At 72.0% G+C, this 14,604-nt stretch carries 10 protein-coding genes and 1 pseudogene; 8 read left to right on the top strand and 3 right to left on the bottom strand.

Annotation, left to right across the window (positions count from 1 at the left end; translation table 11 throughout):
• The first annotated feature begins 16 nt into the window (after positions 1-16).
• Complete coding sequence (locus QQY24_RS13925; protein WP_301973008.1) at positions 17-1,477, top strand: aldehyde dehydrogenase family protein; 1,461 nt, start codon at positions 17-19, stop codon at positions 1,475-1,477.
• A 51-nt stretch (positions 1,478-1,528) separates the two neighbouring features.
• Here the strand turns inward: QQY24_RS13925 and QQY24_RS13920 are convergent.
• Positions 1,529-2,934 (bottom strand): annotated as a pseudogene (locus tag QQY24_RS13920) (glutamate decarboxylase).
• 289 nt (positions 2,935-3,223) lie between these two features.
• Between QQY24_RS13920 and QQY24_RS13915 the strand changes: the two are divergent.
• The gene (locus tag QQY24_RS13915) at positions 3,224-3,985 is read left to right on the top strand and encodes a MerR family transcriptional regulator (protein WP_301973007.1); all 762 of its coding nucleotides are present in this window, start codon (positions 3,224-3,226) and stop codon (positions 3,983-3,985) included.
• Between the two features lie 157 nt (positions 3,986-4,142).
• Positions 4,143-5,186 carry a VTT domain-containing protein gene (locus QQY24_RS13910; protein ID WP_301973006.1) on the top strand — a complete coding sequence of 348 codons (1,044 nt, stop codon included), beginning with the start codon at positions 4,143-4,145 and terminating at the stop codon, positions 5,184-5,186.
• Positions 5,187-5,198: 12 nt separating this feature from the next.
• Here QQY24_RS13910 and QQY24_RS13905 read toward each other — a convergent pair whose 3' ends face one another.
• Positions 5,199-6,857 carry a threonine/serine exporter ThrE family protein gene (locus QQY24_RS13905; RefSeq protein WP_301973005.1) on the bottom strand — a complete coding sequence of 553 codons (1,659 nt, stop codon included), beginning with the start codon at positions 6,855-6,857 and terminating at the stop codon, positions 5,199-5,201.
• Between the two features lie 114 nt (positions 6,858-6,971).
• Complete coding sequence (locus QQY24_RS13900) at positions 6,972-7,463, bottom strand: inorganic diphosphatase (RefSeq protein WP_301976243.1); 492 nt, start codon at positions 7,461-7,463, stop codon at positions 6,972-6,974.
• Positions 7,464-7,587: 124 nt separating this feature from the next.
• Here QQY24_RS13900 and dacB point away from each other — a divergent pair, with 124 nt between their 5' ends.
• The 5 genes from dacB to ftsH all read left to right on the top strand — a co-directional run bounded on the left by dacB (position 7,588) and on the right by ftsH (position 14,534).
• On the top strand, positions 7,588-9,153 hold the full coding sequence (dacB, locus tag QQY24_RS13895; protein ID WP_301976242.1) for a D-alanyl-D-alanine carboxypeptidase/D-alanyl-D-alanine-endopeptidase: 1,566 nt from the start codon (positions 7,588-7,590) through the stop codon (positions 9,151-9,153).
• Positions 9,154-9,265: 112 nt separating this feature from the next.
• Positions 9,266-10,378 (top strand): zinc-dependent metalloprotease, encoded by a 1,113-nt coding sequence (locus QQY24_RS13890; RefSeq protein ID WP_301973004.1) that lies wholly within the window; start codon positions 9,266-9,268, stop codon positions 10,376-10,378.
• A gap of 203 nt (positions 10,379-10,581) precedes the next feature.
• Positions 10,582-11,652, top strand: coding sequence for a tRNA lysidine(34) synthetase TilS (tilS, locus tag QQY24_RS13885; RefSeq protein ID WP_301973003.1), 1,071 nt, complete (start codon positions 10,582-10,584; stop codon positions 11,650-11,652).
• Between the two features lie 86 nt (positions 11,653-11,738).
• Positions 11,739-12,299 (top strand): hypoxanthine phosphoribosyltransferase, encoded by a 561-nt coding sequence (gene hpt, locus QQY24_RS13880; protein WP_301973002.1) that lies wholly within the window; start codon positions 11,739-11,741, stop codon positions 12,297-12,299.
• Between the two features lie 195 nt (positions 12,300-12,494).
• Positions 12,495-14,534, top strand: coding sequence for an ATP-dependent zinc metalloprotease FtsH (ftsH, locus tag QQY24_RS13875; RefSeq protein WP_301973001.1), 2,040 nt, complete (start codon positions 12,495-12,497; stop codon positions 14,532-14,534).
• The last annotated feature ends 70 nt before the right edge of the window (positions 14,535-14,604 follow it).

Here is a 14,604-nt window from a genome sequence, read left to right as displayed (position 1 = left end):
GTGATTGAGGGATCACATGTCGTCCTACTTCAGCGACCTGGCCCAGCAGTACATCGACGGTGAGTGGCGGCCGGGCACCGGCTCCTGGGACGTCATCGACTTCAATCCGTACGACGACGAGAAGCTGGCCTCGATCACCGTGGCCACGGTCGACGAGGTGGACCAGGCCTACCGGAGCGCCGCCCGCGCCCAGAAGCAGTGGGCCGCGACCAACCCGTACACCCGGCGGGCGGTCTTCGAGAGGGCGCTCGGGCTGATCGAGGAACGCGAGCCGGAGATAGCCGACCTGATCGTCGCGGAGCTGGGCGGCACGCGCGTGAAGGCGGGCTTCGAGCTGCACCTCGTCAAGGAGTTCCTGCGCGAGTCGGCCCACCTGGCGCTGCGTCCCGAGGGGAGGATCCTGCCCTCCCCGGCCGACGGCAAGGAGAACCGCGTCTACCGGGTCCCGGTGGGCGTCGTGGGCGTGATCAGTTCGTTCAACTTCCCCCTCCTGCTGTCGGTCAAGTCGGTGGCCCCCGCGCTCGCCCTCGGCAACGGCGTCGTCCTCAAGCCGCACCAGCACACCCCGATCGCCGGCGGCACCCTCGTCGCGAAGATCTTCGAGGAGGCGGGGCTGCCCGGCGGGCTGCTGAACGTCGTCGTCACCGACATCGCCGAGATCGGCGACGCCTTCATCGAGCACCCGGTCCCCAAGGTCATCTCCTTCACCGGTTCCGACCGGGTCGGCCGGCACGTCGCCACCGTCTGCGCCGCCCACTTCAAGCGCTCGGTTCTCGAACTGGGCGGCAACAGCGCCCTGGTCGTCCTGGACGACGCCGACGTCGACTACGCCGTGGACGCGGCGGTCTTCAGCCGCTTCGTCCACCAGGGCCAGGTCTGCATGGCGGCCAACCGGGTCCTGGTGGACCGCGCGATCGCGGAGGAGTTCACCGAGAAGTTCGTCGCCAGGGTCAGGTCGCTCAGGACCGGCGACCCGCGCGACCCGCGGACCGTCATCGGCCCGGTGATCAGCTCCACGCAGGCCAACGCCCTCGCGGGCACGGTCGAGCAGGCGCTCGCCGAGGGCGCCACGGCCCTGGTGCGCGGCGCCGTCCGTGGCAACCTGGTCGAGCCCACCGTGCTGACCGGCCTCCCCGCCGGCTCCGCCCTGCTCCGGCAGGAGGTGTTCGGCCCGGTCGTCTTCCTGGTCCCCTTCGACGGCGAGGCGGAGGCGGCCCGGATCGTCAACGACACCCCGTACGGCCTCAGCGGCGCCGTCCACACGGGCGACGTCGAGCGCGGCGTGGCCTTCGCCCGGCGGATCGACACCGGCATGTTCCACGTGAACGACGGCACCGTGCACGACGAGCCGCTCGTCCCCTTCGGCGGCGAGAAGCACTCCGGCATCGGCCGCCTGAACGGTGAGAGCACCCTGGAGGCGTTCACCACGGTCAAGTGGATCTCGGTCCAGCACGGCCGCAGCAACTTCCCGTTCTGACCGCGGCGGGGGAGCGGCGCGCAGAGGGCGGCGGCCGGTCCGTCCTCCGGCTCAGTGGTGGAACCCGGTCGCCGCGTCCTTGTCCCTGGTCAGCGGATACGGCTGGCGGCGCAGGTCCGGCAGCAGGCGGGCCAGGTCCTCGGCGAACAGGTCCGCCAGGTCGTGCGAGAAGCCGTTGCGGCACACGATCCGCAGGACGGACAGGTCCTCCCGGTTCGGCGGGAAGGTGTACGCGGGCACCAGCCAGCCGCTCTCGCGCAGCCGCCGGGAGACGTCGAACACGTCGTACGACGTCACGCCCTCGGCCGTGGTGAAGGCGAAGACGGGCAGTTGGTCCCCGCGGGTGAGCAGGCGGAAGTCGCCGAGCGCCTCGATCCGGCCGGCCAGCGAGCGGGCCACGTCCCGCGTCGACCGCTGCACCGCCCGGTAGCCCTCGCGGCCCAGCCGCAGGAACGTGTAGTACTGCGCGACCACCTGGGCGCCGGGGCGGGAGAAGTTCAGCGCGAACGTCGGCATGTCGCCGCCCAGGTAGTTGACCCGGAACACCAGTTCCTCGGGCAGCGCCTCGGCGTCCCGCCACAGCGCCCAGCCCACCCCCGGGTAGACCAGGCCGTACTTGTGCCCGGAGGTGTTGATGGAGGCCACCCGGGGCAGGCGGAAGTCCCACACCAGGCCCTCGTCCAGGAACGGCGCCACCATGCCGCCGGAGGCGCCGTCCACGTGCACGGGGACGTCCAGACCGGTGCGCTCCTGCAGGGCGTCCAGGGCCGCACACAGGTCCGCGACCGGCTCGTACGACCCGTCGAAGGTCGAGCCGAGGACGCCGACGGCCCCGATGGTGTTCTCGTCGCACAGCTCGGCCGCCGCCTGCGGGTCCAGGTGGTACCGCTCGCCCTCCATGGGGACCAGCCGGGCCTCCACCTCCCAGAAGGTGCAGAACTTCTCCCAGCAGACCTGGACGTTGACGCCCATGACCAGGTTCGGGCGCGCCCCCGGGGGCGGCCGGCGTCGCGCCGGGCCCAGCGCCGCTTCAGCGCCATCCCGGCCAGCATGCACGCCTCGCTCGACCCGGTGGTGGAACAGCCCACGACGGCCGACGGGTCCGGCGCGTTCCACAGGTCGGCGAGCATCGCCACACAGCGCCGCTCCAGCTCGGCGGTGCGCGGGTACTCGTCCTTGTCGATCATGTTCTTGTCGCGGCACTCCGCCATCAGCACCCCGGCCTGCGGCTCCATCCAGGTGGTGACGAAGGTGGCGAGGTTCAGCCGGGAGTTGCCGTCCAGCATCAGCTCGTCGTGCACCACCTGGTACGCCGTCGACGGGGGCAGCGGGGAGTCCGGGAGCCGGTGCGTGGCCGGGGCCGCGGTCATGCCGCCGACCGGGTTCGCCTCCCCGAAGAACGGGTTGACCGACAGCGGCCGCCGGTCGTGCTTCTCGGGACCTTGGTGCAGGGCCATGGGCATGCCTCCAGGAGGGGATTTCAGCGGACCGGGGTGCCGTCGCCCCGCGACCACGCCCCCGGGCGCCCCGCGGCCACGCCCCCGGGCGCGGACGGGCACGATGAACGGCAGCGGAACCCGTGCCGGGGCGGTGGAAGCGGCCGGGGGCGCCTCCCGCGCGGTGTGCTGGGCCACGCGATCACCATAAGCGGACAAAAGGCACACAACATCCGGAACGTGATCCGGCTTGCACCTCACGCGACGTGAGGCCGCACCGTGAACGGCGTACCGACGACAAGGAGCGGAAGTGAGCTACTCCGTGGGACAGGTCGCGGGGTTCGCCGGGATCACGGTGCGCGCCCTGCACCACTACGACGGGATCGGCCTGCTCGTGCCCGGCGGACGCACCCGCGCCGGCCACCGGCGCTACAACGACGCCGACCTCGACCGGCTCCAGCAGATCCTGTTCTACCGGGAGCTCGGCTTCCCCCTGGAGGAGGTCGCGGTCCTGCTCGACGACCCGGACGCGGACCCGCGCGCGCACCTGCGCCGCCGGCACGAACTGCTGACCGCCCGGATCGAGAGGCTGAGCAGGATGGCCGCGGCCGTGGAGCACGCGATGGAGGCACGCGACATGGGCATCAACCTCACGCCCGAGGAACGGTTCGAGGTCTTCGGGGACAACGATCCCGAGCGGTACCGCGAGGAGGCCGAGGAGCGCTGGGGCGGCACCGGGGCGTACGCGGAGTCGCAGCGCCGGGCCGCCGCCCACACGAAGGAGGACTGGCAGCGGCTGCGGGCCGAGGCCGACGACTGGAACGGGCGCTACGCGGCCCTGATGGCCGCCGGCGAGCCGCCCACCGGCGCGGCGGCGGCGGACCTGGCCGAGGAGCACCGGAAGCACATCAGCCGGTGGTTCTACCCGTGCCCGTACGAAACGCACCGCCGCCTGGGCCGGATGTACGTCTCCGACGAGCGCTTCCGGGCGTTCTACGACTCCGTCTGGCCGGGCCTCGCCGAGCACCTGCGGGACGCGATCCTCGCCAACGCCGCCCGCCGCGCCGCCTGACCGGTACCGGGCGCAGGGGGCACGGCTGCGCCCCGGGCGGCCCGCGGTGCATCCTGGAGCCACCCGTGGAACCCGGGGCGGACGCGAGGCGTTGATAGCTTTGTGCGGCCGCACCAGGACGCGGCAGCCGCCCTCACCCCTTCAGGAGCCCGGACCCGTGATGACACTCGCCCTCGGCCCGAGCTGGCTGGATCCCAACCACCTGCTCGACACCTACGGAATCTGGGGTCTGCTGCTCGTCGTCTTCGCCGAGTCCGGCCTGCTCATCGGCTTCTTCCTGCCGGGCGACTCCCTGCTGTTCACCTGCGGCCTGCTGATCACCTCGCACCAGCTGGACTTCCCGCTGTGGGGCGCGATCGCCCTGATCTGCCTCGCCGCGGTCCTCGGCGACCAGGCGGGCTACATGTTCGGCAAGAAGGTCGGGCCGTCGCTGTTCAACCGGCCCGACTCCCGCCTGTTCAAGCAGGAGAACGTCACCAAGGCGCACGAGTTCTTCGAGAAGTACGGCCCGAAGTCCCTGGTCCTGGCCCGCTTCGTGCCCATCGTGCGCACGTTCACGCCGATCGTCGCCGGCGTCAGCGGCATGAGGTACCGCTCCTTCCTCACCTTCAACGTCATCGGCGGCGTGCTGTGGGGCGCGGGCGTCACCCTGCTCGGCTCCTGGCTCGGCAACATCGGCGTGGTCAAGAACAACATCGAGGCGATCCTCATCCTGATCGTCCTCGTCTCGGTGGTCCCCATCGCGATCGAGTTCCTGCGGGCCCGCGGCAAGAGCGGGAAGGCCGCCCCGCAGGAGCCCGGGCCCACCCACCAGGCCCCGTACGGGCAGCCCCGTCACCAGCAGCAGACCCCGTACCAGCACCCGCCGGTCATGGACGACGCCACGACGAGGCTGCGCCGCATCGAGCCGCAGGAGCCGCAGTACTGGAACCAGGGCCACGACGGCCAGGGCCACGACGGCCAGGGCCACGACGGCCGGCACCACGACCAGCGGCAGTACCCGCAGCAGCAGTACGGCCAGGACCCGTACGGCCAGCACGGCCACTACGGCCACGACCAGTACCCCGGACACGGGCGGGACCCGCGCGGCGGCCAGGACCAGTACGGCCAGGAGCAGTACGGCGGCCAGGACCCGTACGGCCAGGAGCAGCAGGACCGGTACGACCGGAGCCAGTACCCGTACGACCACCGCAACCACTGACAGGGGCGCGGCTCAAAAACCCCTGGTCCGCTTGGCCGCCCGGCGCTTGCCGGCCGAGCCGACCCGCAGGAACAGCCGGGAGATCTCCGACCCGAGGTTGACGCCGATCGCGATGGCCATCGCCAGGGACGCGGCCTTGGCCAGCGACACCAGTCCCTTGTCCATCTCGTTCTGCGCCATGGACAACAGCCCGAAGTAGGTCGCCGAACCGGGCAGCAGCGGCCCGATCGCCGCCGTCGTGTACGGCAGTGCCGAGACGAACCGGTACCGCGACAGCAGCTGCCCGAACAGCCCCACCAGTCCCGCCGCCACGGCCGTGGACGCCACCGGCGATATGCCGCCCGCGTAGTGCATCGCCCCGTACACCGACCAGGCCACGCCCCCGTTGAGGGTCACCGCGAGCACGGTGGAGCGCTCCTGCTGGAGCAGCACCGCGAAGGTCAGGGACAGCAGCATGGCGGCCGCGATCTGCACCAGCGGCCGTTCCGACAGGTTCAGCGCCGCGTCCGGGTTCAGCTTGGCGCCCACCTGCACCCCGAAGTACAGGACGACCAGCACCCCGACCACGATGCCGACGAAGAAGTACATGACCTCCAGCAGCCGCGCGGACGCGGTGATGTAGAAGCCCGTCAGGCCGTCCTGCACGCCCGCCACCAGCGCCCGTCCGGGCAGCAGCGCGAACAGCCCACCGGTGATCACGGCGGAGGCCTTCACGTCCACGTGGGCCAGCGTCAGCGCCACGCCGATCGCCGCGGGCGGCATCGCGGCCACCGTGAACTGGTAGAACTCCGGCAACCCGCGCCCGGCGCACAGCCAGGCGAGCCGGTCGCCGAGCATCGCGCCCAGCGCGGCGGCGACGAACACCACCAGGTCACCGCCGACCAGCACGGAGGCGGCACCGGCGAGCAGCCCGCTCGCCAGGCTCAGCGCCCAGCCGGGGTAGGGGTGCCGGTTGCGGCGGATCTCCGCCAGGCGCCGGTAGGCCTCCTCCAGCGAGACGTGGGCCTCCGGGTCCGTGAGGTCGTCCACCAGCCGGAAGACGGCCGCGAGCCGCGTGTAGTCGGTGCCCCGCCGCCGTACCGTCCGCGAGGCCGTCACCGGGTCCTCCACCAGGGACGGCTGGTGGGAGATCGACAGCAGCGTGAAGGTGACGGTCGGCTCGCAGCGGTCCAGGCCGTAGGAGCGGCACACCGCGAACATCGCGGCCTCCACGTCCTCGGCGCCCTCACCGCCGGCCAGCAGCAGCTCCCCGATGCGCAGGGTCAGGTCGAGCACGCGCGGGACGGCCGGGCCCTCCTCCACCCGCTGCACCGGTTCCGGCGCGGGGCGCTCGGTCACCGGCATGCGCAGCATCGTGCGCATCCGGTCCTGCCACGGCGCGTCCTTGACCAGGCTGACCGGCGGCATCCCGGCGGCCGGCGTGAACGCGGCCGGGGCCTCCATGGCGCTGTAGGTGCGCGGCGGACTGAACGCCGACCCCTCCGGCTCCGCGCTGGGCGGCTGCGGCACCCCCAGGCCCCTGGGGACGGCGAACTCCGACGTCGTCTCCGGCTCGCCGTCGGACCGGGGCACCGCGAGCCCCTCGGGGACGGCGAACTCGGACGTGATCTCCGGGTCGTACGTGGTCCGCGCCTCGTCCGACCGGGGCTTGCGGTCCTCCGTCTCCGTCACCTCGCACCGCTTCCTGAACGACACCTTCCGTAGGCCTCAGTATGCGCACGCGTACGCAAACGGGCCGCGCCACCCCAGCAGGGTGCCGCGGCCCGCGGAGGGCAAACCGGCCGGTCAGTGGCCGCCCTGCTCCTCGAAGCGCTTGTAAGACCGCTCGATCTCCGTCTCGGCGTCCGTGCGGCCCACCCAGTTGGCCCCCTCGACCGACTTGCCGGGCTCCAGGTCCTTGTACACCTCGAAGAAGTGCTGGATCTCCAGGCGGTCGAACTCCGACACGTGGTGGATGTCGCGCAGGTGCTCCACGCGCGGGTCGGTGGCCGGGACGCACAGCAGCTTGTCGTCGCCGCCGGCCTCGTCCGTCATGCGGAACATACCGATGGCACGGCAGCGGATCAGGCAGCCCGGGAACGTCGGCTCGTCCAGGATGACCAGCGCGTCCAGCGGGTCGCCGTCCTCGCCGAGGGTGTTCTCGACGAAGCCGTAGTCGGTCGGGTAGGCGGTCGAGGTGAAGAGACGACGGTCCAGGCGGATCCGGCCGGTCTCGTGGTCCACCTCGTACTTGTTCCGCGAACCCTTCGGAATCTCGATCGTGACGTCGAACTCCACCGGTGGCTCCTCCATGATCAACGCATAGTTCTGGTGGTTAAGTGTCCCTCACGCAGGTGTGTGATCGCGAAAGGGGCTGGTGGTCGTGCCTGAGCTGAGGCCTTGGCGGGCCGCGAGGCCGCACGTGGTGCGGGCCGCGAACGCCGTGCGACCGACTCTGGCGCGCGCCGCCACGGCCGCGAAACCGCGGGTCGCGCGGCTGACGCGGGCCGTGGGACCACGGCTCGCGACGCTGCTCCCACCCCCTCGTCCGCGAACGCTCAGGACCTGGCGGTACACCGCAGGTGCCGCCACCGCCGGGCTGGCACTGGCCGCCGGCGTGGTGACCGTCGCCGGTCCCTGGGACGCCGACGGTCAGCGTACGGCCGAGCGGGACCGGGCCGCTGCCCTGGAGCGATCAGGTGGCGCAGATCACGGTGGCTCCGGCACGGCGGCGGGGGCTCCCCTGCCCGCGCCGAGCGCCGCGTCCGTCCTGACCGGCCTGGGCGCCGCCACGACCACCGTCAGCACCAGGAAGGCCCCGCCGTCCGCGAAGGCCCTCGCGGACGTCCTCGGACCCCTGCTGCACGCCCCCCAGCTCGGCGGCAACCACACGGCGGCCGTCGTGGACGTGGCCACCGGCCGGCGCCTCTACGCCGCGGGCGCCGGCCGGCCCCTCACCCCCGCGTCCACCACGAAGATCGCCACCGCCGTCGCCGCCCTGTCCGCCCTCGGTTCCGACCACCGCCTCACCACCCGCGCCGCGCTCGAACCCGACACCGGCGAGCTGGTCCTCGTCGGCGGCGGCGACCCGACCCTCACCGCCCGCGCGAAGCCCGGCGGCTGGGCGAGCCTGCGCACGCTCGCCGCGGACACCGCCGCCGCCCTGGCGAGGCACGGCATCGGCACCGTCACGCTCTCCTACGACACCACCCTGTACTCCGGCCCGGCCCTGCACCCCATCGGCGTCAACGACAACCTCGCCCCCGTCACCGCCCTGACCGCCGACGAGGGCCGCACCGACGGCTCCGCCAGCGGCCCCGCGCCCCGCGCGGGCGACCCCGCGGCGGACGCGGCGCACGCGTTCGCGGACTTCCTGAACAAGGCCGGCATCCGCACCACCGCCCCGGGCCCGTCCAAGGCCACCAGCCGTGCCAGGACCCTCGCCACCGTCTCCTCGCCCCCGCTGTCCGAGCTGGTCGAACGCATGCTGACCAACAGCGACAACGACATCGCCGAGGCGCTGGCCCGCCAGACCGCCCTCGCGAGCGGACAGCCCGCGAGCTTCGACGGCGGCGCCAGGGCCATCGCCACCCAGTTGCGCAAGCTCGGCCTGCCCCTGTCCGGCGCCTCCTTCCACGACGGCAGCGGCCTCGACCGCGACGACCGGCTCACGGCCGGCCTCCTCACCGCCCTGCTGGCCAAGGCCGGCGCCCCGGCCCGCCCCGGCCTGCGCCCGGTCCTCACCGGTCTGCCCGTCGCGGGCTTCACCGGCACCCTCGCCGGCCGCTACACCGACGGCGCGGCCGGCCTCGTCCGCGCCAAGACCGGCACCCTGACGGGCGTCAACACCCTGGCGGGCACGGTCGTCGACGCGGACGGCCACCTCCTGGCCTTCGCCTTCCTGGCCTCCGGCACCACCAGCCCCCCGGACGCCCAGGCGGCCCTGGACCGGACGGCCACGGCACTGGCGGCCTGCGGCTGCCGGTAGCCGCGCGGGCGGGACCGCGGCCGCCCGCCGCCCGCCGCCGGCAGGCGGAACCCGGACCCCGGCGGACCCGTACGGTCTGCCCCAAGCCGGAACGCTCACGTACGGTTGACGCATGACGAGCGCTGCATCTCCCGGGATGGTCGACTGGAACCTCGCGGTGGCGACCGCGACACGGCTCGTACGGCCGGGCCCCGAAGTCAGCCGCGACGAGGCCAGGGCCGTCGTCGCGGAACTGCGCCGGCACGCGAAGGCCTCGGAGGAACACGTCCGGGGCTTCACTCGTCTGGGCACCGAGGAGACCCACGACACCCCCGTCCTCGTCGTGGACCGCCCCGGCTGGGTCCGGGCCAACGTCGCCGGTTTCCGCGAGCTCCTCAGGCCGCTGCTGGAGAAGATGCAGGAACGGCGCGGCGGCAACCCCGGCAGCGCCGTCCTCGGCGCCGTCGGCGGCAAGGTGACCGGCGTCGAGGTCGGCATGCTCCTGTCCTTCCTGTCCTCCCGCGTCCTGGGCCAGTACGAGACCTTCGCCCCCGCCACCCGCGACCTGCCGGCCGGCCGCAACGGCGGCGGCCGGCTCCTGCTCGTCGCGCCCAACATCGTCCACGTGGAACGCGAACTGGACGTCGAGCCGCACGACTTCCGGCTGTGGGTGTGCCTCCACGAGGAGACCCACCGCACGCAGTTCACCGCCGTGCCCTGGCTCCGCGACCACCTGGAGGGTGAAATCCAGTCGTTCTTGGCGGAGACCGACGTGGACCCGATGACCGTCCTGGACCGCCTCCGGGAAGCCGCCCAGTCCCTCGCCGGCGGGCGCCCCGAGGGCGAGGAGGACGACGGCGGCCGCTCCTTCGTGGAACTGGTGCAGACCCCCGCCCAGCGCGAGATCCTCGGCCGCCTCACCGCCGTCATGTCCCTGCTGGAGGGCCACGCCGACTTCGTCATGGACGGCGTCGGGCCGGACGTCGTCCCGAGCGTTTCGGAGATCCGCGAGAAGTTCCAGCAGCGGCGCGCCAAGGGCGCCTCCCGCCTGGACCTCGCCCTGCGCAAGCTGTTGGGCCTGGACGCCAAGCTCCGGCAGTACCGGGACGGCGAGCGTTTCGTCCGCGGGGTCGTCGAGGAGGTCGGCATAGACGGCTTCAACCGCGTGTGGACCTCGCCCAACACCCTGCCCACCAAGGCGGAGATCGCCAAACCGGCGGACTGGGTCGCACGGGTGCACCGCTAGCCCGCACCGCGCACGCCCGGGGGAAGTCGTGAACGGATCCGGCCGACGGCAGACGAACGCCCCTCCAATCACCCGTCCGAGGGACCGTGGGCCATGCGTAGGCGTGCAATGCTCGGGGAACGCCCCGGTTCTGTCACCATCGACACACTCTGAGTGACCGGCCTCGGGCTCACCCCCCGAAAACTTCATGAAGGGAACCGGACATGGGTCCCCATCCTGCGGTCGCGGCGATACGCCTGGCGGTCCGCCGCGTACTCCACGACATCCTCACCGACCACGACCGCGCCGCCGGGGCAGCGGTGGCGGCCGCCGCGGCGGCCCCCCGCGAGGCCCGCGAACACGGCCGGGGCGAGCGCCTCCCGTCCCCGCTGGTGCTCGTCGCCTGCTCCGGCGGCGCCGACTCCATGGCGCTCGCCTCCGCCCTGGCCTTCGAAGCACCCAGGCTCGGTGTGCGTGCCGGCGGCGTCACCGTCGACCACGGCCTCCAGCCCGGCTCCGACCTCCGCGCCGACGAGGTCGTCCTCAGGCTGCGCGAACTCGGCCTCGACCCCGCGGAGTCCGTCGCCGTGACCGTCGGCCGCGAGGGCGGGCCCGAGGCCGCCGCCCGCGACGCCCGCTACGCCGCCCTCGACGCCGCCGCCCGGCGCCACGGCGCCACCGCGGTCCTGCTCGGTCACACCCGCGACGACCAGGCCGAAACCGTCCTGCTCGGCCTCGCCCGCGGCTCGGGCATCCGCTCCCTGTCCGGTATGGCCGCGGTCTCGGGGGCCGACGGCCGCTACCGGCGCCCCTTCCTGCACCTCGACCGGCAGACCGCCCGCAAGGCCTGCATGGTCCAGTCCCTGCCCGTCTGGGACGACCCCCACAACGCCGACCCCGCCTACACCCGCTCCCGGCTCCGGCACGAGGGCCTGCCCGCCCTGGAGAAGGCCCTCGGCAAAGGCGTCGTGGAGGCACTCGCCCGCACCGCCCGGCTCTCCCGCGACGACGCCGACGCCCTCGACGCCTGGGCCGGCCAGGCCGCGGCCTCCGTGCGGGACGCGGCCGGCCGCCTGGAGTGCGCCAAGCTGTACGCCCTGCCGCCCGCCGTACGCCGCCGCATCCTGCGCCGTGCCGCCATCGAGGCCGGGGCCCCGGCCGGCTCGCTGTTCGCCCGCCACATCGAGGAAGTCGATCGGCTGATCACCGGCTGGCGCGGCCAGGGGGCCATCAATCTTCCGGGCAAAGTCGTCGCCCAGCGCCAGGGTGGCAGACTGGTGATTCGGCAAGGCTGAATCCCGACCTTCCCGGAGGGGACCTCCGGCGGGCCGGGCAGCCGGGGGCCGTGACAGCGGCCGTAAGTGCGGGACGACCGAAAGTGATGCGGGTGGACGCGAACGACATGGGTGCCGACCTCCAGCAGGTGCTCATCACCAAGGAAGAGATCGACGCGAAGCTCATCGAGCTCGCCGCGAAGATCGACGCGGAGTACGCGGGCAAGGACCTGCTGATCGTCGGCGTCCTCAAGGGCGCCGTGATGGTCATGGCGGACCTCGCCCGGGCGCTGTCCACCCCCGTCACCATGGACTGGATGGCCGTGTCCTCCTACGGCGCGGGCACCCAGTCCTCCGGTGTGGTCCGGATCCTGAAGGACCTCGACACCGACATCAAGGGCCGGCACGTCCTGATCGTCGAGGACATCATCGACTCCGGGCTCACCCTGTCCTGGCTGATCAACAACCTCGGCTCCCGCGAGCCCGCCTCCCTGAAGGTGTGCACGCTGCTGCGCAAGCCGGACGCCGCGAAGGTCGCCATCGACGTCGAATGGGTGGGCTTCGACATTCCGAACGAGTTCGTCGTCGGTTACGGCCTCGACTACGCCGAGAAGTACCGCAACCTCCCGTTCGTCGGTACGCTCGCGCCCCACGTCTACGGCGGCTGAGCCGGCGCGGCGAGCGCTTTTGGCGCGATCGGGAACCCCGGGGGGTCCCGCGCCGTTGGAGCAAGCAGAAACGGGATTACCGGCCGTCCCAGCCGCTCCGTGCGGCTTCGGACAACGATGCTGGGGTACCGTCAGAAGAACTGTCTTATCAAACTCACTATGGCAGGAGGGACGGGGCGGCACCGCTCCGTATGGATGGACGTGAAGCGATACTTCCGTGGGCCGGTCATGTGGATCGTGCTGGCCGTCCTTGCCGTGGTCGTGTTGATGCAGGTCGTCGGCTCGTCCGGCGGCTACAAGACGGTGGATACCGGCCAGGTCGTGGCGGCGATCAACGACAACAAGGTCGAGTCGGCCAAACTCACCACCGGTGACGAGCAGACCGTCAAGGCCACGCTCAAGGACGGCGTGAAGGTCGACGGCAGCTCGAAGATCCAGGCGAGCTACATCGGCGACCAGGGCGTGACCATCGCCAACACGCTGCAGACCAAGTACCAGGACGAGCAGATTCCGGACGGCTACACCGTCTCGCCGTCCAAGCAGAACCCGTTCCTCGGCGTCCTGCTGTCCCTGCTGCCCTTCGTCCTCATCGTCGTCGTATTCCTGTTCCTGATGAACCAGATGCAGGGCGGCGGCTCCCGGGTCATGAACTTCGGCAAGTCCAAGGCCAAGCTCATCACCAAGGACACGCCGAAGACGACCTTCTCGGACGTCGCCGGCTGCGACGAGGCCGTCGAGGAACTCCAGGAGATCAAGGAGTTCCTGCAGGAACCGGCCAAGTTCCAGGCCGTCGGCGCCAAGATCCCCAAGGGCGTGCTCCTCTACGGCCGCCCGGGCACGGGCAAGACCCTGCTCGCCCGCGCGGTCGCCGGCGAGGCGGGCGTGCCGTTCTACTCGATCTCCGGCTCCGACTTCGTGGAGATGTTCGTCGGTGTCGGTGCCTCCCGGGTCCGTGACCTGTTCGAGCAGGCCAAGGCGAACGCCCCGGCGATCGTCTTCGTGGACGAGATCGACGCGGTCGGCCGCCACCGCGGCGCCGGCCTCGGCGGCGGTCACGACGAGCGCGAGCAGACCCTGAACCAGCTGCTGGTCGAGATGGACGGCTTCGACGTCAAGGGCGGCGTCATCCTGATCGCCGCCACCAACCGGCCGGACATCCTCGACCCGGCCCTCCTGCGCCCCGGCCGCTTCGACCGGCAGATCGCGGTCGACCCGCCGGACCTGCAGGGCCGTCTGGAGATCCTCAAGGTCCACCAGAAGGGCAAGCCGGTCACGCCCGACGTCGACCTGTCCGCCGTCGCCCGCCGCACCCCCGGCATGACCGGCGCCGACCTCGCCAACGTGCTCAACGAGGCCGCGCTGCTCACCGCCCGCGGGGACCAGAAGCTGATCGACAACAAGGCGTTGGACGAGGCGATCGACCGCGTGGTCGCGGGCCCGCAGAAGCGGACCCGGATCATGTCGGACAAGGAGAAGAAGATCACCGCGTACCACGAGGGCGGCCACGCCCTGGTCGCGGCGGCCTCGCCGAACTCCGACCCGGTCCACAAGATCACGATCCTGTCCCGCGGCCGGGCCCTCGGCTACACCATGGTCCTGCCCGACGAGGACAGGTACTCCACCACGCGCAACGAGATGCTCGACCAGCTCGCCTACATGCTGGGCGGCCGGGCGGCCGAGGAACTGGTCTTCCACGACCCGACCACGGGTGCCGCCAACGACATCGAGAAGGCCACCAACCTGGCCCGCGCGATGGTCACGCAGTACGGCATGACCGAGCGGCTCGGCGCCATCAAGTTCGGCGGCGACAACAGCGAGCCCTTCCTCGGCCGTGAGATGGCCCACCAGCGCGACTACTCGGAAGAGGTCGCCGCGCTGGTGGACGAGGAGGTCAAGAAGCTCATCGAGACCGCGCACAACGAGGCCTGGGAGATCCTGGTCGAGAACCGCGACGTGCTCGACAACCTCGTCCTGCAGCTGCTGGAGAAGGAGACCCTGGGCAAGGAGGAGATCGCCGAGATCTTCGCCCCGATCGTCAAGCGCCCGCCGCGGCCCGCGTGGACCGGCTCCTCGCGCCGCACCCCCTCCACCCGCCCGCCGGTGCTCTCCCCGAAGGAGCTGGCACTGACCAACGGCGCGAACGGCACGACGGCGTCGATCAACACGGTGAAGTCCACGGCGACGGAGCCCGCCCCGGCCACGGAGCAGGTCCCGGAGGACCGCTCCGAGAGCTGATCCTTCCGGCCGACCGGCCCGGAATGAATGCCGCGCCCCCCAGGTTCTAGCCTGGGGGGCGCGGCATGTC

Source organism: Streptomyces sp. TG1A-8, assembly GCF_030499535.1.
Lineage (GTDB): Bacteria > Actinomycetota > Actinomycetes > Streptomycetales > Streptomycetaceae > Streptomyces.
The sequence above is the reverse complement of the archived record's forward strand: the minus strand, read 5'-3'. Positions and strand labels throughout refer to the sequence as shown.